This is a genomic window from Hydrogenibacillus sp. N12, from assembly GCF_019645935.1.
In the GTDB taxonomy this organism is placed as follows: domain Bacteria; phylum Bacillota; class Bacilli; order Thermicanales; family DSM-22653; genus Hydrogenibacillus; species Hydrogenibacillus schlegelii.
Window position 1 is genome coordinate 92391 of record NZ_CP080953.1, and the last position, 18397, is coordinate 110787.

Here is an 18397-nt window from a genome sequence, read left to right on the forward strand (position 1 = left end):
AAGGCGATGCAGATCGGCACGATTTTGGAGCGGCCCCTCGGTCCGGTGTTCGCCTCGGCGCCGCCGGAGGAGGTGGCCCTCTCGACGCGGATCCGCCTGGCCCGGAACGTCCGGGACCTCCCCTTCCAGGCGCGAATGAACGAAGAGGCGGCCCGCCGCCTGATCGATCGGGTGCGGGCCGCCCTGGCGGCGCCGCCGCCGGCGGAGCCGGCGCTCGCCCTGTTTGAGCTGGACGCCCTTCCGCCGCTCGCCCGGCAGGTGCTGGTGGAAAAACACCTCATCAGCCGGGAGCTCGCCGAGGCGCCGGCGGCGGCGGTCCTCCTTTCGGCGGATGAGAGGGTGAGCCTCATGGTCGGCGAGGAGGATCATTTCCGGCTGCAGGTTTTTGCCCCAGGCCTGCGCCTTCAGGAGGCGTACCGGATCGCCGACCGGCTGGACGACTGGCTGGACGCCCACTTTGAGCTCGCGTTCGACGATCGCTTCGGGTATCAGACGAGCTGCCCGACGAACGTCGGAACCGGGCTCCGAGCGTCGGTGATGCTCCACCTCCCGGGCCTCGTCCTCACCCGGCAGATCGGGAATCTGCTCCCGGCGATCCAAAAGGTCGGCCTCGCCGTCCGGGGGGTCTACGGCGAAGGAAGCGACGCCGAAGGGCATCTCTTTCAGGTGTCGAACCAGATCACCCTCGGGCCGTCGGAAGAAGAGATCCTGGAAAACCTGCAGGGCGTCGTCGAGACGATCATCGCCCACGAAGGCAAGGCTCGCAAACTCCTCGCCGAGTCGATGGGCCGAGCCCTGGAAGACCGGGTGATGCGGAGCCTCGGCATCCTCCGCTACGCCCGGTCGATCGACGGCCGGGAGGCGATGGAGCGCCTTTCCGACGTCCGTCTGGGCATCGCCCTCGGCCTCATCCGGGATGTCGACCTCCGGACGGTCGACGCCCTCTGGGTGATGATCCGCCCGGCGTATCTGCAATATTCGGCCCGAGAAAACCTCTCTCCGGAGCGCCGGGACGCCCGGCGGGCCGACGTGATCCGCCGCCATCTCGGCGGGGCGCCTTAAGCCGGGGCTTCCGTCTCCGGGCCGGCGGTACCGCTTCGCCGCGCCCGGGACGACGGGTTCGGGCTTCCGCGGATAAGTTTTACCGACCGAGCGATCGCCGGATGCGGTCGGCCGGCGCGACCGGCGCCGGATCGTTCGTCGAGGCCCGGGCTCCGCTCGCAAGGCGCCAAAGACCGTCCGCCGCCGTTCGGGCAAAACGCATCGTCCGTGCAAATCGTCCATGCAGAAACGGAGGGGATCCGGAATGATGTTCGGCCGGTTTACTGAGCGGGCGCAAAAGGTCCTCTCGTATGCCCAGGATGAGGCCGTCCGCCTCGGCCACAACAGCATCGGCACCGAACACATCCTGCTCGGGCTCATCCGGGAAGGGGAAGGGATCGCCGCCAAGGCGCTCATGAACCTCGGCCTGTCGCTGGAGAAGATCCGGGAGGAGGTCGAGGCGCTCATCGGCCGGGGCCACGAAAAGCCCCTCAACACGCCGTACACGCCCCGGGCCAAGAAGGTCATCGAACTTTCGTTCGACGAAGCCCGGAAGCTCGGCCACACGTACGTCGGCACCGAGCACATCCTCCTCGGCCTCATCCGGGAAGGGGAGGGCGTCGCCGCCCGGGTGCTCAACAACCTCGGCGTGAGCCTCAACAAAGCCCGGCAGCAGGTGCTTCAGCTCCTCGGCTCGAGCGAGATGCTCGCCGCCACGCCCCAGGGCGGCGGCAAAGGGGCCGCGACGCCGACTCTGGACAGCCTGGCCCGGGATCTGACGGCGCTGGCCAAGGAGGGGGCCCTCGATCCGGTCATCGGCCGGGAAAAGGAGATCGAGCGGGTCATCCAGGTCCTCTCCCGGCGGACGAAGAACAACCCGGTCCTCATCGGCGAGCCGGGCGTCGGAAAGACGGCGATCGTCGAAGGGCTCGCCCAGCGGATCGTCAACAACGAGGTGCCGGAGACGCTCCGGGACAAGCGGGTGATGTCCCTCGACATGGGAAGCGTCGTCGCCGGGACGAAGTACCGGGGCGAGTTTGAGGACCGGCTGAAGAAAATCATGGACGAGATCCGCCAGGCGGGGAACATCATCCTCTTCATCGACGAGCTGCACACCCTCATCGGCGCCGGCGGCGCCGAAGGGGCGATCGACGCCTCGAACATCTTAAAGCCCGCTCTCGCCCGCGGCGAGCTGCAGACGATCGGGGCGACGACGATCGACGAGTACCGGAAGTACATCGAAAAAGACGCCGCCCTCGAGCGGCGCTTCCAGCCGATCCTTGTCGACGAGCCGACGCCCGAGGATGCGATCCAGATCTTAAAGGGGCTCCGGGACCGGTACGAGGCGCACCACCGGGTGAAGATCACCGACGAGGCGATCGAGGCGGCGGTCCATCTGTCGCATCGCTACATCACCGATCGCTTCCTGCCGGATAAGGCGATCGACCTCATCGACGAGGCGGCCTCCCGGGTGCGGCTCAACGCCTACACGATCCCGCCGAATCTCAAGCAGCTCGAAAAGGAGCTGGAGGAAGTCCGGAAGGAAAAGGACGCGGCCGTCCAGAGCCAGGAATTTGAAAAGGCGGCGGCGCTCCGGGACAAGGAGCAGAAGCTCAAAGAAGCCCTTGAGCGGGAGCGGCAGGCGTGGAAGGAGCGGCAGGGCCAGACCGACGCCGAGGTGACGCCGGAGGACATCGCCCAGATCGTCTCGAGCTGGACGGGCATTCCGGTGACGCAGCTCAAGGAAGAAGAGACGGAGCGGCTTTTAAACTTGGAGAATATTTTGCACGAGCGGGTCGTCGGGCAGGATGAGGCGGTCGAAAGCGTGGCCCGGGCGATCCGGCGGGCCCGGGCGGGGCTTAAGGATCCGAAGCGGCCGATCGGCTCGTTTATCTTCCTCGGGCCGACCGGCGTCGGCAAGACAGAGCTTGCCCGGGCGCTCGCCGAGGCGCTCTTCGGCGACGAAAACGCCCTCATCCGGATCGACATGAGCGAGTACATGGAGCGGCACACGACGTCCCGCCTCATCGGCGCGCCGCCGGGATACGTCGGCTATGAGGAAGGCGGTCAGCTCACGGAGCAGGTCCGCCGGAAGCCCTATTCCGTCGTCCTCTTCGACGAGATCGAAAAGGCCCATCCGGAGGTGTTCAACGTCCTCCTGCAGGTGCTGGAAGACGGCCGCCTCACCGACGGGAAGGGCCGGACGGTCGACTTTAAAAACACCGTCATCATCATGACGTCGAACGTCGGCCAGGAGACGATCCGGCGGAACACCACCCTCGGCTTTACCGCCCGGACGCCGGAGTCGTCGTACGAGGCGATGAAGGAGAAGGTGATGGAGGAACTCAGGCGGACGTTCCGGCCGGAGTTTTTGAACCGCGTCGACGAGATCATCGTGTTCCACCCGCTCGAAGAGGCGCACATCCGGGAGATCGTCGTCCGCATGGCGGAGGACATCCGGAAGCGGGTCAAGGAGCAGGGGATCGACTTTACCCTCACCGACGCCGTCATCGACCACGTCGCCAAGGAGGGCTTCGATCCTCAGTTCGGCGCCCGTCCGATCCGCCGGAAGCTCACCCGCCTCATCGAAGACCGCCTGTCGGAAGAGCTTCTCAAAGGGACGATTCAGAAGGGCGACCGGGTGACGATCGACTTCAAGGACGGCGAACTCGTCATCCGGCCGGAGGCGGCGCCGGTCGCCGGCGAGTGAAATCAGACGACCATGCGCGGAGCGCCGAGGCGCTCCGCTTTTTTTGTCCGGTGTGCTATGCTGGACGAGGGGATCGACATGCGGGAAAAAACGGTCTACGTCTGTCAGACCTGCGGCTATGAGGCGCCGAAGTGGCTCGGCCGCTGCCCCGGCTGCGGTGCCTGGAACACCCTCGTCGAGGAGCGCCGGAGCGCCCGGCCGGAAAAAGAGCGGCCGGCGTCGCCGGCGATCGCCCGCCCCGTTCCCCTCGCCGCCGCCGCCCGGCCGCCGGCGGAACGGCTCCGGACCGGCCTGGAGGAGTTCGACCGCGTCCTCGGCGGCGGCCTGGTGCCGGGCTCTCTTGTCCTCCTCGGCGGCGAGCCGGGGATCGGCAAGTCGACCCTCGCCTCGATCGCCGCCGCCCGGCTGGCCGGGGCGGGGCGGCGGGTGCTCTACGCCGGAGGCGAAGAGTCGGAAGAACAGATCCGCCTCCGCCTCGCCCGCCTCGGCGTCAAAGGGGCGGATCTGTATCTCCTCGCCGACGGCCGGCTTGACGCCCTCCAGGAGGCGGTGGAGACCCTGCGGCCGGCGGCCGTCATCGTCGACTCGGTGCAGACGATGCGGCACCCGGATCTCGCCTCGGCGCCGGGGTCGGTGGCGCAGGTGCGGGAAGGGACGGCGTTTTTGCTGGAGGTGCTCAAACCCCGAAAGGTCGCCGCCCTCCTCATCGGCCACGTGACGAAAGAGGGGACGATCGCCGGCCCCCGGGTGCTGGAGCACCTCGTCGACGCCGTCCTCTATTTCGAGGGGGAGCGCTATCAGCAGTACCGGGTGCTCCGGGCGGTGAAAAACCGCTTCGGCCCGACGAACGAGCTTGGCCTGTTTGAGATGACCGAATCCGGCCTCGTGCCGGCGGAGGCGCCGACGAAGCTCTTTCTTCGGGAGCGGACGGAGGCGGCGATCGGGGCGGCGGTGACGGCGACGATGGAAGGGAGCCGCCCGATGCTTCTGGAAGTGCAGGCGCTTCTCGTGCCGACGCTCTTTCCGGTCCCGCGGCGGAGCGCGACGGGCTTCGACCTCGGGCGGCTTAACATGCTCCTGGCGGTGCTGGAAAAGCGGGCCGGGCTTCATCTCATCGGCCACGATGCGTACGTCAACGTCGTCGGCGGGCTTCGGATCTCGGAGCCGGCGGCGGACCTGGCCGTCGCCCTCGCCATCGCGTCGAGTTTTCGGGAAGCGCCCGTGGCCGCCGGCGACGTGTTCATCGGGGAAATCGGCTTAAGCGGCGAGGTGCGGCCGGTGCCGCGGCTTTCGGCCCGGCTCGCCGAGGCGGCCCGCCTCGGGTTTCGCCGGGCTTTCGTGCCGCCGGCGGCCGGCGGCCTGCCGGAGGGGCTGGTGCCGGTCGAGGTGCGGACGGTCCGGGAGGCGCTGGAAGCGGCGTTCGGGAGGTAGCGCGATGGACGACAGAGACGGGCGCGAAGAATTTCTCACCCAGGTGATGCAGCTCATCGCCCCGGGCAAGCCGCTTCGGGAGGGGCTGGAAAACATTCTCCGGGCGAAGACGGGGGCGCTCATCGTCGTCTCCGATGCGCCGGAGGTGCTGAAACTTTGCGACGGAGGCTTTGCCTTAAACTGCGACTACACGCCGTACGCCCTCTACGAGCTCGCCAAGATGGACGGGGCGATCGTCTTAAGCGAGGACGCGAAAAAGATCATCTACGCCAACACGCAGCTCATCCCGGATCCGTCGATCCCGTCGATCGAGACCGGAACGCGGCACCGGACGGCGGAGCGGACGGCCAAGCAGACGAACAAGCTGGTCATCTCCATCTCTCAGCGCCGGGGGGTCATCACCGTCTACAAGGGGCGGCACCGGTACACGCTCCAGGAGACGGGCGTCATCCTGGCGAAGGCCCACCAGGCGCTTTCGACGCTGGAGAAATACAAGGCGGTCCTGGACCAGGCGCTCGTCAACCTCTCGGCGCTCGAATTCGAGGATCTCGTCACGCTCCAGGACGTCACGCTCGTGCTCAACCGGGTCGGCCTGGTGATGCGGATGGAGGCGGAGATCCTCCGCTACGTCCGGGAACTCGGCGAGGAAGGGCGGCTTGTGCGCATGCAGCTGGACGAGCTTCTGGCCGGCTTCGAGCAGGAAGCGGAGATGCTCGTCCGCGATTATCTCGCCGACGAGGAGAAGCGGTCGGTTGAAGAGGTTCTCGCCGGGCTTCGGCAGCTCGCCGGCGAAGACTTGTTCGACCGCCATCAAGCGGCGCGGCTCCTCGGATACGGCGGCACAGGCGCCGACGAGGAACTCCACCCGCGGGGCTATCGCTTGCTCATGCGCATCCCGCGCCTCCCGATGGCGGTCGTCCACAACCTCGTCACCCGGTTCGGGCGGCTCAGCCGGATCGTCCGGGCGAGCCTGGAGGCCCTCGACGAAGTGGAGGGGATCGGCGAGGCCCGGGCCCGGGCGATCCACGAGGGCCTGCGGCGGATCGAGCAGCAGGTGCTGCTCGAGCGCAATGATTGACGCGATCGATCATCTTGACGAAAATTGTCTGATCGGGTAGGATAGATATTTTTTTCTTTGACGCTCTTTTGCCCCCGTGGTATACTCAGAAGAGGACGGTCAAAGGGGGCGAAGGCGTGTTTCAGGTCGGCGACAGGATCGTCTACCCGATGCACGGCGCCGGGGTGATCGAGGCGATCGAGGAGCGGGAATTTTTGGGCCGCCGGCGGCGCTATTACATTTTGCACATGCCGCTCGGCGCCCTCCGGGCGATGATCCCCCTCGATCAGGCGGAAGACCTCGGCGTTCGGCCCGTGCTGCCGAAGGAAGCGCTCGTCGATCTGGAGGCGGTCTTGAGGCGCAATGATGCGGAGCCGGATAAAAGTTGGAACCAGCGCTACCGAAAACATCTCGACCAGTTGAAGACGGGGGACGTGTTCGCCGTCGCCGACGTCGTCCGGACGCTCATGCGGCGGGAGCGGCGCCGGGCGCTGTCCGGCGGCGAGCGGCGGATGCTGGAGAACGCCCGGATGATGCTCGTGAGCGAGCTTGTTCTGTCGCAAAATATCGACGAGGCGGCGGCTCAGGCGTGGCTCGAGCGAGCGGTGTTCGGCCCGGAGGCGGAGGAATCGGGCGTTTGAGCTTTCGTTCGGTTGGCCATCCTAAAAACGAATCGAGCGGGAGGTGAATCGCGTGCTCATCCGACGATGGATCCAGGCGTTTTTTCTCGTTTTGGGCGGCGCCCTCGGCTATCATTTCATCCCGCTCCTCTTTCAGGCGCTCGACCCGTGGCTCGCCCTCGGCCGCCTGTCGTACCAGGAGTACGTCGGCGCCGCGCTCGGGGCGCTCCTTTTTCTTGCGGTGGTCATCTGGACGAGCGATGCGATGGAGCGGGCGTTTAAGCGAGCTGAAGAAGAGCTCGTCCGGCGGCATGTCAGCGATCTTTTGTTCGGGACGCTGGGGATGCTCGTCGGCCTCCTCGTCGCCTTTTTCATCTACCTGCCCTTGAAGCAGCTTCCGATCGCCGGGGAGTTTGCCCCGATCTTCATCTCGATCCTGTTGGCATATCTCGGCTTTACCGTCGGCCATAAGAAAAAAGACGAACTCATCCAGTTTTTTTCCCTCGGACGGATGCGGGAGCGGGGAGACAGGGAGCGGGAGCGAGGGGAGAGGCTCGACAAGAAGGCGGGACTTAAGCTCCTCGACACGAGCGTCATCATCGACGGCCGGATCGCCGATATCGTCGAGACGGGCTTTCTCGAAGGGACGCTCCTCGTGCCGGAATTTGTCCTGGCGGAGCTGCAGCACATCGCCGACTCCTCGGACATGCTCAAGCGAAACCGCGGTCGGCGCGGGCTGGATATTTTAAAACGAATGCAAAAAAATAAGCACGCGAAGGTCGTCATCCTCGAGCGGGACGTCGAGGACGTCCACGACGTCGACGCGAAGCTCATCCGGCTGGCGAAGGAGCTCGGGGCCAAGATCGTGACGACCGACTTCAACCTGAACAAGGTGTGCGAGCTTCAGGGGATCCCGGTCTTAAACGTCAACGATCTCGCCAACGCCTTAAAGCCGATCGTCCTCCCCGGGGAGGAGCTGGTCGTTCACGTGATCAAAGACGGCAAGGAGCACGGCCAGGGCGTCGCCTATCTCGACGACGGGACGATGATCGTCGTCGAGGGGGGGAAGGAATTTATCGGCGAGCACATCGGCGTGCTGGTCACCTCGGTGCTCCAGACCTCGGCCGGCCGGATGGTGTTCGCCAAGCCGAAGCTCTTGGAAAAGGCCCTGTAGCGCCGTCGGTCCGGGACTCCTCGCCGCGTCGGGCGCTCCCCACCGGCCCGGCGCCATCGTCCCGGTCCGGGAAATCGCCGCGGACGCCGCCGTCCCGTTCGCGCTGCCGCCGACCGGATGTCTCCGCCGGGGAGGAGATGTCTTCCCCGGCGGTTCTTTTTTGCGTTTTTGTGAGCGGCTTACAGAACCGGCCGGCAAAAGCCTCGGAATTCATTCGCCTTCGGGCGGGGCGCTTGTCAATCGCCGACGGCTCGCCTACAATGGAGGCCGAGAAGAGGAGGGGATGGCTTGGCCGTCGGGGCGGTCATCGTCGCCGCCGGCCGGGGGACGCGCCTCGGCGCGGCGCTCAAGAAGGCCTACGTCCCGCTGGGCGGCCGGCCGCTTCTCTTGTGGTCGCTGGCGGTGTTTGCCCGCCGCTATCCGCCGGAGCGGATCGTTCTCGTCGTCCATCCGGAAGAAGGGGAGCGGACGGCGGCGCTCCTTGCGGCGGAAGGGTATGCGGGCCTTAAGATCGCCTTCGGCGGGCCGCGGCGCCAGGACAGCGTTCTGGCCGGCGCCCGGGCCCTTACGGAGGCGGTCGAGTTCGTCCTCGTCCACGACGCGGCCCGGCCGTTCGTTTCGCCGGAGCTCATCGCCCGGGTCGAGGCGGCCCTCGGGCCGGGGCGGGCGGTCGTGCCGGTCGTGCCGGTGAAGGAGACGATCAAGCGGCTTCACCCGGCCGACGGGGCCCTCCGGCCGGTCGCCGAGACGCCGCCCCGGTCGGCACTCGCGGCGGCCCAAACGCCGCAAGGGTTCGACCGCCGGGCCCTCATCGCCGCCCTCGAGGCGGCGGCGGCGGAGGGTCGCGAGGTGACCGACGAGGCGACGCTGTTCGAAGGCGGCGGCCGTTCGGCCGTCGCGGTCCCGGGGGAGGAGATCAACCTGAAGGTGACGACGCCGCTCGACCTCATCCTCGCCGAGACGATCCTCCGGCAGGGGGGGCGGTCGTGATGCGGATCGGCTTCGGCTACGACGTCCACCGCCTCGCGCCGGGGCGGCCTCTCGTCTTGGGGGGCGTGACGATCCCGTATGAGCGGGGGCTGGACGGCCACTCGGACGCCGATGTCGTGCTGCACGCGCTGGCGGATGCCGTCTACGGCGCCCTCGGGGAGGGGGATATCGGCGTTCACTTTCCGCCGGACGCGGCGTGGACGAAAGATCTGCCGAGCCGGGAGATCGTCCGGGCGGCGGCCCGCCGGGCGGCGGCGCGAGGGTACCGGGTGGCGAACTGCGATGTGACGGTCGTCGCCGAAGCGCCGAAACTCGGTCCTCATGTCCCGGCGATGCGCCGGGCGATCGCCGAGGCGCTCGGGACCCTGACCGAGGCGGTGAGCGTGAAGGCGACGACGAACGAAGGGCTCGGGGCGATCGGCCGGGGCGAGGGGATCGCTGCCTTCGCCGTCGTCCTCCTCGTGGCGGCGGACGGCCGTCCGCCCGGGGGAGACGCGGCGGCGCCGGCGGGCAAGGCGTAAGGAGAGGTCGGCCATGCGAGAACCGGCGGAACCCGTCCGCGTCCGGTATGCGCCGTCACCGACGGGACCTTTGCACATCGGCGGCGCCCGGACGGCGCTCTTTAATTTTTTGTTCGCCCGGCATTACGGCGGGGCGTTCGTCGTCCGCATCGAAGATACCGACCGGCGCCGGAACGTGCCGGGGGCCGAAGCGGAGCAGCTCGCGGGGCTTCGCTGGCTCGGTCTTGCCTGGGACGAAGGTCCCGACGTCGGCGGGCCGTACGGGCCGTACCGGTCGTCGGAGCGACTTTCGCTGTACCGTTCGGCGGCGGAAGCGCTCGTCGACGCCGGGGCAGCATACCCGTGCTTCTGCCCGGAAGGGGAGGCGTGCGCCGGCGGCTGCCGAACGCTTTCCCCGGCGGAGGCCCGGGCACGGATGGCGGAGACGCCCCATGCGATCCGGCTTCGGGTGCCGGAGGCAGCGGAGTTTGTCTTCCACGACCTCGTCCGGGGGCCGCTTCGCTTCCGGGGGGAGGCGGTCGGCGACGTCGTCCTCCTGAAGCGGGACGGGACGCCGACCTATCAGTTTGCGGTCGTCGTCGATGACCATCACATGCGGATCACCCACGTCCTCCGGGGCGAGGAGCACCTGCCGAACACGCCGAAGCAGCTGGCGATTTACGCCGCCTTCGGGTGGTCGCCGCCGCAGTTCGGGCATCTTCCCCTCATCCTAAACGCCGAGCGAAAAAAGATGTCGAAGCGGGACGCCGCCGCGGAGACGATCGCCCGCTACCGGGACCTCGGCGCCCTGCCGGAAGCGGTGGTGAACGTCCTGGCGCTCCTCGGCTGGTCGCCGAAGGGGACGGAGGAAGTGTTCACGCCGGATGTGCTCGTGCGTCAGTTTTCGCCGTCCAGCATCGGAAAAAGCCCGGCGGTGTTCGACCCGGGGCGGCTACGCTGGCTGAATCAGGCGCACCTGAAGCGGCTGTCCGACGGAGAACTGGCGCGCCGTTTGCGGCCGTACGCCGAAGCGGCCGGCTGGCTGGCGCCGGACGAAGGGGAGGGGAGCGACGGGTGGGCCCGGTTCGTCGCGGCGGTCCGCCTCGTCCGGGAGGAGCTTGCTTTTCTCGGCGACGTCGTGCCGGCGGCGGCCTTTTTGTACCGACCGGATGAGGCGGTCCTCGATGCGGAAGCCCTTTCCCCGGCGGCCCGCGCGGCGCTTTTCGGCCCGGAGGGTCGCCGGGCGGTGGCGGCGGCGCTTCAGGCGCTGGCGGCGCGGGACCCGGCGGCCCCCTGGACGCCCGAGGCGGCGGAGGCGCTTCTCGCCGCGGTCAAAGCGACGACGGGGCTTGGGGGTCGGGCGCTCTTTCTTCCCCTCCGGCTGGCGGCGACCGGCCGGGAGCACGGGCCGGCCCTTCCGGACGTGCTGGCGTGGCTCGGGCCGGTGCGGCTCCGGCGGCGGCTCGAGCGGGCCCTTGCGCTGGCGGCGCAAATGTCCTACAATGGAGCCGAACGTGCAGGCGAAGGCAAACCGTCTCGGGGATGAGACGGTTTTTTTTCCATCGGGCGCCGGAAGGCGGGGCTCCGGACGGGCGCGTCGGGGCTCCGAAGGCGTCCGGAGGCAGCGGCCAGAAAGCGGCGGAAAGGAGGGTCGGCGATGTTCGGCGTTCTCCGCATGATTCGGGAAGACATCGAGACGGTCCGGCGCCTCGATCCGGCGGCGCGAAGCGCCCTCGAGATCGTTCTCACCTATCCCGGGCTGCACGCCGTCTGGACGTACCGCGTCAGCCACTGGCTGTGGAACCGGGGTTTACGGCTGCTGGCGCGGCTTCTTTCCCACTGGGCGCGGTTTTGGACCGGGATCGAGATCCATCCGGCGGCGAAGATCGGCCGGCGGCTTTTCATCGACCACGGGATGGGGGTCGTCATCGGCGAGACGGCGGAGATCGGCGACGACTGCATCTTGTATCAGGGCGTGACCCTCGGCGGGACGGGGAAGGAGACGGGGAAGCGCCATCCTACGCTCGGGAACTGCGTCCTCGTCGCCAGCGGGGCCAAGGTCCTCGGCAACATCACCGTCGGCGATTTCGCCAAGATCGGCGCCGGCTCGGTCGTCCTCCGGGACGTGCCGCCGCGGTCGACGGTCGTCGGCGTGCCCGGCCGGGTCGTCGTCCTGGAAGGGCGCCGGGTGAAGGACGACCTCGACCATACGAGCTTGCCGGAGTCGGCGTTTGAAGATTGCGTCGCCCTGCGGGGGGAGCTCGAGCGGCTGAAGGCGGCGGTCGCCCGCCTGGAAGCGGAGCTCGCCGCTCTCGGCCGGTCGGCGGGGGCGGGCCGGACGGAGTCGGCGCCCGGTGAGACAAAGGCAAAGGAGCGGTCGCGGTGGCGCTTGTTCTCTTCAACACGATGACCGGCCGGAAAGAGCCGTTCGAACCCCGGGCGCCGGGGGTCGTCCGGATGTACGTCTGCGGCCCGACGGTGTACAACTACATTCACATCGGGAACGGCCGGGCGGCGGTCGCCTTCGACGTCATCCGGCGGTGGCTTCAGTTTCGGGGCTTTGAGGTCATCTACGTCCACAACTACACGGACATCGACGACAAGATCATCCGGGTCGCCCGGGAGACGGGAGAGACGGTCCGGGCGATCGCCGAGGGGTTCATTGCCGCCTATGAGGAAGATCTGGCGGCGCTGGGCGTCCTTAAGCCGACGCACCGGCCGCGGGTGACGGAGCACATCGGCCCGATCGTCGACCTCATCCGCCGGCTGATCGACCGGGGTTACGCCTACGTCCGGAACGGCGACGTCTATTTTCGGGTGCAAAAGTTTCCGGAGTACGGGAAGCTCAGCAAGCAGCCGATCGACCGGCTGCTCGCCGGCGCCCGGGTGGAGATCGACGCGGCGAAGGAGCACCCCCTCGACTTTGCCCTCTGGAAGCGGTCGGAGGGGGACGTCGCCTGGGACAGCCCGTGGGGTGCCGGCCGTCCGGGCTGGCACATCGAGTGCTCGGCGATGTCGATGCACTACCTCGGCGCGACGCTCGACATTCACGGCGGCGGGCAAGATCTCATCTTCCCCCATCACGAAAACGAGATCGCCCAGTCGGAAGCGGCGACGGGGGTGACCTTTGCCCGCTACTGGCTCCACAACGGCCACGTGACGGTCGACGAGGAGAAGATGTCGAAGTCGCTCGGCAACGTCGTCCTCGTCCGGGATGTCGTCCGGGAATACGGCGGTCGGGCGCTTCGCTTTTTTTACCTGAACACCCACTACCGCCAGCCGCTCCGCTTTCATCGGGAGGCGATCGCCTCGGCCCGCTCGGCCGTCGAACGGCTCGACGGGGCGGTCGCGGCGCTGAACCACGCGCTTCCCGGCAGCGCGCCCGGGGAGGCGCCGGCGGCGCTCCTCGAGGCGCTTCGGGCGATCGAAGCCGACTTTGCCGCGGCGATGGACGACGATTTCAACACGCCGGAGGCCCTCACCGCGATGTTCGCCCTCGTCCGGACGGCCCATGCGGTCGCCCAGGATCCGGGACGGACCCGAGGGGCGGTGGAGGCGGTTTTGGCGCGGTTCCGCCGCCTGGACGCGGTGCTCGGCCTGCTTTCGGCGGAGGACGAGGCGCCGGCGGATGTCCTGGCCCTTGTCGCCGAGCGGGAGGCGGCCCGGCGGGCGCGGGATTTCGCCCGGGCCGACGCCTTGCGGGCGGAGATCCGGGCGCGGGGGTATGCCGTCGAAGATACGCCGGAAGGGCCGCGCCTCAAGCGCGTCAGCCGGCCGTAAGTAAGGAGGAGCCGCGATGGAGGAGGGGACCACCGTCGTCGGCCGCCGGGCCGTGCTCGAGGCGCTGGATGCCGGCGCGGCGGTGCACAAGATCTGGGTTCAGGAAGGGACGTCGCCGGCGTTTCTCGAGGTGCTGAAGGCGAAGGCCCGGGCCCGGGGCGTGCCGGTGAGCGTCGTCCCGCGGGCCCGCTTTCAGCCGTTCGGGGCGTTCCGGCATCAGGGGGTTGTCGCGTTTCTTTCGCCCATTCCGTACGCCGACGCCGAGGCGCTCCTCGCCGGGGCCGAAGGCAAGGCGGCGGCGCTCTGGGTCGTCCTCGACGGCCTGGAAGATCCCCACAACGTCGGGGCGATCATCCGGACGGCGGCGGCGGCCGGCGCCGAGGCGGTGATCCTTCCGAAGCACCAGAGCGCGGGGCTTACGCCGGCGGCGGTGAAGGCGTCCGCCGGCGCGGTGTTTTATCTGCCGGTCGCCCGGGCGACCAATCTCGTCCGCTTCGCCGAGCGGATGAAGGCGGCCGGGTTCTGGCTCATCGGGGCGAGCCCCGACGGCGGCACGGACTGGCGGGCGGCGGACTACCGGGGCAAGGTCGCCCTCGTCATCGGCGGCGAGGGGCGGGGCCTTCGCCCCCTTCTTCGCCGCCGGCTGGACGTCGTCGTCCGGCTGCCGATGAAAGGCGGGGTGGCGTCTTTGAACGCCTCGGTGGCGGCGGCCCTCCTGCTCTACGAAGCGTACCGCCAGCGGGAGGGCGCGCCGTGGCCACCGTGATCGTCGACGGGTACAATCTGATCGGCCGCCGGCCGGACCTCGGCCCCTTTCGGACGGCGGACCTCGACGCCGCCCGGGCGTCCCTCATCGCGGCGCTGGACGATTACGCCGGGGCGACCGGTCACACGATCGTCGTCGTCTTCGATGCCGACCGGTCGCCGGCGGGGGAAATCCGGGAGCGGGCCGGGCGGATCGACGTCGTCTACACCGCCTACGGCCGGACGGCCGACGCGTGGATCGAAGCGGAGGTGCGGCGGCTTCGGGGGCGGGTGCGGGGAGAGCTCGTCGTCGCCACCGACGACCGGCTGATCGCCGTCGCCGCCCGGGCGGTCGGCGCCAGCGTCGTCGGTGCCCGCGAACTCTGGGCCGACGTCGAGCGCGTCCGGCGGGAGGTCGGCCGCTTCATCCGCCGCCGGCAGCTGGAGGCGGAGCGACCCGGCCTGGGCGCCCGGCTGCCGAAGGAGGTGCGCCTCTTTTTTGAAAAGTACCGCCGAAAAAAAGACCCTTGATTGACGGCCCGTCCGCCGACCGCTATAATGGCGGTACGAGAGAGGATTGGAGGATTTTGCCGTGGAACGCGACGAAGGGCGGACGGACTACGAGGCGCTCAGCGACGAAGAGCTCGTCGCGCGCATCCACGCAGGCGACCGGAAGGCGACGGATCGGCTCATCGAGCGGTATCGCGGTTTCGTTCGGGCAAAAGCCCGGCCGTACTTTCTCGTCGGCGCCGACCGGGACGACATCGTCCAGGAAGGGATGATCGGCCTCTACAAGGCGATCCGGGACTACCGGCCGGATCGGGCGACGTCGTTCCGCTCGTTTGCCGATCTGTGCATCACCCGGCAGATGCTATCGGCGGTGAAGATGGCGACCCGCCAGAAGCACATCCCGCTCAATTCGTCGATCTCCCTCGACCGGCCGGTCCGGGACGAGGAGGCGGAACGGACGCTCCTCGACGTCCTCGGCGACGGCGGCCATCTCGACCCGGCCCGGCTTCTCATCCGGCGGGAAGACGTGGCGGCGCTGGAAGAAAAGATGAGCGAAATTTTGAGCGATCTCGAAAAGCGGGTGCTCATGCTCTACTTGGACGGTCGGAGCTACGAGGAGATCGCTGCCGACCTCGGGCGGCACATCAAGTCGATCGACAACGCGCTCCAGCGGGTGAAGCGCAAACTCGAGCGGCTGTTTCGCGCCGAGCGGTTTCCCGATCAAGTGAATGCCTAGCGCTCCGGTCGCCGATGGCGGCACCGCGGGCGGCTTTTTCCTTTTGACTTTGACCGGGAAGTGTGCTATCTTCTCTTAGGTTAAGCGGCGGTCTTGCGGGAGGTGTGCCCATGCGCGTTCAGATTATCCTCGCTTGCTCGGAGTGCAAGCAGCGTAATTACGCGACGACAAAAAATAAGCGGAAGCACCCGGACCGGCTGGAGCTGCGAAAGTACTGCAGGTACTGCAATGCTCATACGGTCCACCGGGAAGTCCGCTGAGGAGGGGCGCCGATGAGCGTGCTGGCCCGGATCGGCACCGGCGTTCGGCGGGCGGGGAGTTATTTTGCCGAAAGCTGGCAAGAATTGAAGAAGGTGAAGTGGCCGACCCGCCGGGAGCTCGTCACCTACACCGGCGTCGTCCTCGGCACGGTCGCCGCTTTGGCCGTCTTTTTTTATCTGATCGACGTCATCCTCGGCGCCCTCGTCATGTTCCTCATGCGCTGATCCGCCCGACGTCGGACGCTTCGCCGGAGCCGAAGCGCGAGGAGGGAGCCCGCCGTGAGCCCGGAAAAGCGCTGGTACGTCGTCCACACGTACTCGGGGTATGAAAAAAAAGTCGAAGCCAACCTGAAAAAGCGCATCGAGTCGATGGGCATGGAAGATCAGATCTTTCGCATCGTCGTCCCGGTCGAGGAGACGGAGGAGATCAAAGACGGTCGGGCGAAGACGGTGCAGCGGAAGATCTTTCCGGGCTACGTCCTCGTCGAGATGATCATGACCGACGAGTCGTGGTCCGTCGTCCGGAACACCCCGGGCGTCACCGGCTTTGTCGGCTCGATGGGCCCCGGCACGAAACCCATCCCGCTCGAGCCGGAAGAGGCGGAGCGAATCCTCCGGGCGATGGGCATGGCGGAGGAGCGCCGGCCGCGGGTCGATCTTGCCGTCGGCGAGCGGGTCCGCATTCGGGAGGGGCCGTTTGCCGACGTCACCGGCCGGATCGAGGCGGTGGACGTCGAACGGGGGAAAGTGGTCGTCTCCGCGCTCCTTTTCGGTCGCGAGACGCCGATCGAATGCGAGGCGACGCAGGTGGAGCGTGTGTAAGGCCGTCGGGCATCGGGCCCTTGTGGAAGGCGCCTCTGCGTGGTATAATACAGCTCGTTTGGCGTCTTCGCGCGGGAGGTGAGAAGGTGGCGAAGAAGGTCGCCCGCGTTATCAAGCTTCAGATCCCGGCGGGGAAGGCGTCCCCGGCGCCGCCGGTCGGTCCGGCGCTCGGCCAGGCCGGGGTCAACATCATGGCCTTCGTCAAGGAGTTTAACGCCCGGACCGCCGACCAGACGGGGATGATCATCCCGGTCGAGATTACGGTCTACGAGGATCGCTCGTTTACGTTCATCACCAAAAAGCCGCCGGCGAGCGATCTCTTGAAAAAGGCCGCCGGCATCGAAAGCGGCTCCGGCGAGCCGAACAAAAAGAAGGTGGCCACGCTCAAGCGGGCGAAGATCCGGGAGATCGCCGAGCAGAAGATGAGCGATCTCAACACGACGGATCTGGAGGCGGCGATGCGGATCATTGAGGGCACCGCCCGGAGCATGGGCATCGTCGTCGAAGATTGACGGCCCGGTGGGAGGGCTCAGGCCCGCGATGACCACGAGGGAGGAAGGACCATGCCGAAGCGCGGCAAAAAGTATCTCGAAGCGCTGAAGAAGGTCGATCCGGAGAAAGCCTACGCGCCGGCGGAAGCGCTGGCCCTCGTCAAGGAGACGTCGACGACGCGGTTTGACGCGACGGTGGAGCTCGCCGTGCGGCTCGGCGTCGACGTCCGGAAGGCGGATCAGCAGGTCCGGGGCGCCGTCGTCCTGCCCCACGGGACCGGCAAGTCGGTCCGGGTGCTCGTCTTCGCCAAGGGCGAGAAGGCGAAGGAAGCCGAGGCGGCCGGCGCCGACGTCGTCGGCGACGACGACCTCATCGCCAAGATCCAGGGTGGCTGGCTCGAGTTTGACGTCGCCATCGCCACGCCGGACATGATGGCGGCGGTCGGGCGGCTCGGGAAAATCCTCGGCCCGCGGGGGCTCATGCCGAACCCGAAGACGGGGACGGTCACCTTCGACGTGGCCAAGGCCGTCCAGGAGGCGAAGGCTGGGAAGGTGGAGTACCGGACCGACAAGCAGGGGAACGTTCACGTCCCGATCGGGAAGGTGTCGTTTTCGACGGAAGCGCTCGTCGATAACTTCACCGCGGTGATTGACGCCCTGCGGCGGTCGAAGCCGGCGGCGGCAAAAGGCGTCTACTTCCGGAACGTCACCGTCACCTCGACGATGGGGCCGGGGATCCGGGTCGACGTCGCGGGACTCTGATTCCGGCGGCGCGACCTTTCCCGGAGAAGGTGCGAGGGCGCGAGTCGATCGCGCGGACAACCGAATCACGAAACGCCGCAGACAGAAGGGGCCGCAAGGCTTAAACATCCTTCCGAGGCAGATCGTCGACCGCTGGGGTCGACCGGCGCTCGCGTGCCTTCCGTCTGTCTGCGGAAGGCTTTTTGCTTAAAAGAAGGGGGGGTTCAGGTGGCCGCATACGTCCGGGAAAAACCGATTCCGGCGGAGAAGGTCGAGACCGTCCGGGAGCTCGTCGCCCGCTTTCAGGAAAGCGCCGCGTGCGTCCTCGTCGAATATCGGGGGCTCAACGTCGCGCAGATGACCGAGCTTCGGAACAAGCTGAAAGCGGCGGGGGTTCACTTCAAGGTGTACAAAAACACGCTCCTCCGGCGGGCGGCGGAAGAAGTCGGGCTTCAGGCCCTTGCCCCGTACCTTGAAGGGCCGACGGCGGCGGCGTTCAGCGCCGATCCGGTGGCGGCGGCGAAAGTGATCACCGAAGTCCAGAAGTCGATGGAACCGCTCAAGATCAAGGCCGGCGTCTTGGAAGGCAAGGTGCTGTCGGCGGAGGAGACCGCGGCGCTGGCCAAGCTTCCGTCCCGGGAGGAGCTCATGGCCAAAGTCGTCGGCGGCATCCAGGCGCCGCTTTACCGCATTGTCGGCGTCCTCGGGAGCATCGTCCACACGCCGCTAAGAAACTTCATGCACGGCCTGAAGGCCGTTGCCGAGCAAAAACAGGCTTAACCCAAGGGAG

20 protein-coding genes and 1 other annotated feature are annotated in these 18397 nt (G+C 67.7%); all 20 genes read left to right on the forward strand.

The annotated features are described in order from the left end of the window. Positions 1–6 precede the first annotated feature (6 nt). The 20 genes from K2M58_RS00470 (at position 7) to rplJ (ending at position 18387) form a co-directional block, all read left to right on the forward strand. A complete protein-coding gene (locus tag K2M58_RS00470; RefSeq protein WP_220678735.1) occupies positions 7–1062 on the forward strand; it encodes a protein arginine kinase in 1056 nt (351 codons plus the stop codon). Between the two features lie 244 nt (positions 1063–1306). Beyond that, entirely contained in the window at positions 1307–3751 is a 2445-nt protein-coding gene (locus tag K2M58_RS00475) for an ATP-dependent Clp protease ATP-binding subunit (protein ID WP_220677865.1), read from the forward strand. Between the two features lie 78 nt (positions 3752–3829). Then, positions 3830–5182 (forward strand): DNA repair protein RadA, encoded by a 1353-nt coding sequence (gene radA / locus K2M58_RS00480; RefSeq protein ID WP_220677866.1) that lies wholly within the window; start codon positions 3830–3832, stop codon positions 5180–5182. A gap of 4 nt (positions 5183–5186) precedes the next feature. Beyond that, on the forward strand, positions 5187–6260 hold the full coding sequence (gene disA / locus K2M58_RS00485) for a DNA integrity scanning diadenylate cyclase DisA (RefSeq protein ID WP_220677867.1): 1074 nt from the start codon (positions 5187–5189) through the stop codon (positions 6258–6260). A gap of 116 nt (positions 6261–6376) precedes the next feature. Then, a complete protein-coding gene (locus K2M58_RS00490) occupies positions 6377–6880 on the forward strand; it encodes a CarD family transcriptional regulator (RefSeq protein WP_220677868.1) in 504 nt (167 codons plus the stop codon). A gap of 52 nt (positions 6881–6932) precedes the next feature. Then, on the forward strand, positions 6933–8033 hold the full coding sequence (locus K2M58_RS00495) for a PIN/TRAM domain-containing protein (protein ID WP_220677869.1): 1101 nt from the start codon (positions 6933–6935) through the stop codon (positions 8031–8033). Positions 8034–8321: 288 nt separating this feature from the next. Continuing rightward, positions 8322–9023: a 2-C-methyl-D-erythritol 4-phosphate cytidylyltransferase gene (gene ispD, locus K2M58_RS00500; RefSeq protein ID WP_220677870.1), complete on the forward strand. Its 702-nt coding sequence runs from the start codon at positions 8322–8324 to the stop codon at positions 9021–9023. After that, the gene (ispF, locus tag K2M58_RS00505) at positions 9023–9544 is read left to right on the forward strand and encodes a 2-C-methyl-D-erythritol 2,4-cyclodiphosphate synthase (protein ID WP_289628273.1); all 522 of its coding nucleotides are present in this window, start codon (positions 9023–9025) and stop codon (positions 9542–9544) included. Before ispD ends, ispF begins: the two co-directional genes overlap by 1 nt. A gap of 13 nt (positions 9545–9557) precedes the next feature. Further along, the gene (gene gltX, locus K2M58_RS00510) at positions 9558–11069 is read left to right on the forward strand and encodes a glutamate--tRNA ligase (RefSeq protein WP_220677872.1); all 1512 of its coding nucleotides are present in this window, start codon (positions 9558–9560) and stop codon (positions 11067–11069) included. A gap of 111 nt (positions 11070–11180) precedes the next feature. Continuing rightward, positions 11181–11933, forward strand: a complete 753-nt coding sequence (cysE, locus tag K2M58_RS00515; protein WP_220677873.1) for a serine O-acetyltransferase — start codon at positions 11181–11183, stop codon at positions 11931–11933. Beyond that, entirely contained in the window at positions 11906–13303 is a 1398-nt protein-coding gene (cysS, locus tag K2M58_RS00520) for a cysteine--tRNA ligase (RefSeq protein WP_220677874.1), read from the forward strand. Before cysE ends, cysS begins: the two co-directional genes overlap by 28 nt. Before the next feature lie 16 nt (positions 13304–13319). Next, positions 13320–14069, forward strand: a complete 750-nt coding sequence (gene rlmB, locus K2M58_RS00525; RefSeq protein WP_220677875.1) for a 23S rRNA (guanosine(2251)-2'-O)-methyltransferase RlmB — start codon at positions 13320–13322, stop codon at positions 14067–14069. Continuing rightward, a complete protein-coding gene (locus K2M58_RS00530) occupies positions 14057–14578 on the forward strand; it encodes an NYN domain-containing protein (protein WP_220677876.1) in 522 nt (173 codons plus the stop codon). Before rlmB ends, K2M58_RS00530 begins: the two co-directional genes overlap by 13 nt. Before the next feature lie 61 nt (positions 14579–14639). Further along, a complete protein-coding gene (gene sigH, locus K2M58_RS00535; RefSeq protein ID WP_245637661.1) occupies positions 14640–15293 on the forward strand; it encodes an RNA polymerase sporulation sigma factor SigH in 654 nt (217 codons plus the stop codon). A 110-nt stretch (positions 15294–15403) separates the two neighbouring features. Continuing rightward, on the forward strand, positions 15404–15553 hold the full coding sequence (gene rpmG, locus K2M58_RS00540) for a 50S ribosomal protein L33 (RefSeq protein ID WP_082718353.1): 150 nt from the start codon (positions 15404–15406) through the stop codon (positions 15551–15553). Between the two features lie 12 nt (positions 15554–15565). After that, positions 15566–15778 carry a preprotein translocase subunit SecE gene (gene secE / locus K2M58_RS00545; RefSeq protein ID WP_066200403.1) on the forward strand — a complete coding sequence of 71 codons (213 nt, stop codon included), beginning with the start codon at positions 15566–15568 and terminating at the stop codon, positions 15776–15778. Between the two features lie 54 nt (positions 15779–15832). Next, positions 15833–16375: a transcription termination/antitermination protein NusG gene (nusG, locus tag K2M58_RS00550; protein ID WP_220677877.1), complete on the forward strand. Its 543-nt coding sequence runs from the start codon at positions 15833–15835 to the stop codon at positions 16373–16375. 86 nt (positions 16376–16461) lie between these two features. Beyond that, positions 16462–16887, forward strand: coding sequence for a 50S ribosomal protein L11 (gene rplK, locus K2M58_RS00555; protein WP_066200407.1), 426 nt, complete (start codon positions 16462–16464; stop codon positions 16885–16887). A gap of 51 nt (positions 16888–16938) precedes the next feature. After that, positions 16939–17628, forward strand: coding sequence for a 50S ribosomal protein L1 (gene rplA, locus K2M58_RS00560; protein ID WP_220677878.1), 690 nt, complete (start codon positions 16939–16941; stop codon positions 17626–17628). Positions 17629–17685: 57 nt separating this feature from the next. Further along, positions 17686–17822, forward strand: a sequence feature (ribosomal protein L10 leader region). 40 nt (positions 17823–17862) lie between these two features. After that, positions 17863–18387: a 50S ribosomal protein L10 gene (rplJ, locus tag K2M58_RS00565; RefSeq protein WP_220678736.1), complete on the forward strand. Its 525-nt coding sequence runs from the start codon at positions 17863–17865 to the stop codon at positions 18385–18387. Positions 18388–18397 lie beyond the last annotated feature (10 nt).

Coding starts and splice junctions, on each gene's coding strand:
- rlmB (WP_220677875.1), top strand. CDS start 13,320: ATGGAGGAGGGGACCACCGTCGTCGGCCGCCGGGCCGTGCTCGAGGCG.
- K2M58_RS00475 (WP_220677865.1), top strand. CDS start 1,307: ATGATGTTCGGCCGGTTTACTGAGCGGGCGCAAAAGGTCCTCTCGTAT.
- K2M58_RS00470 (WP_220678735.1), top strand. CDS start 7: ATGCAGATCGGCACGATTTTGGAGCGGCCCCTCGGTCCGGTGTTCGCC.
- gltX (WP_220677872.1), top strand. CDS start 9,558: ATGCGAGAACCGGCGGAACCCGTCCGCGTCCGGTATGCGCCGTCACCG.
- radA (WP_220677866.1), top strand. CDS start 3,830: ATGCGGGAAAAAACGGTCTACGTCTGTCAGACCTGCGGCTATGAGGCG.
- rpmG (WP_082718353.1), top strand. CDS start 15,404: ATGCGCGTTCAGATTATCCTCGCTTGCTCGGAGTGCAAGCAGCGTAAT.
- ispF (WP_289628273.1), top strand. CDS start 9,023: ATGCGGATCGGCTTCGGCTACGACGTCCACCGCCTCGCGCCGGGGCGG.
- secE (WP_066200403.1), top strand. CDS start 15,566: ATGAGCGTGCTGGCCCGGATCGGCACCGGCGTTCGGCGGGCGGGGAGT.
- rplA (WP_220677878.1), top strand. CDS start 16,939: ATGCCGAAGCGCGGCAAAAAGTATCTCGAAGCGCTGAAGAAGGTCGAT.
- disA (WP_220677867.1), top strand. CDS start 5,187: ATGGACGACAGAGACGGGCGCGAAGAATTTCTCACCCAGGTGATGCAG.
- cysE (WP_220677873.1), top strand. CDS start 11,181: ATGTTCGGCGTTCTCCGCATGATTCGGGAAGACATCGAGACGGTCCGG.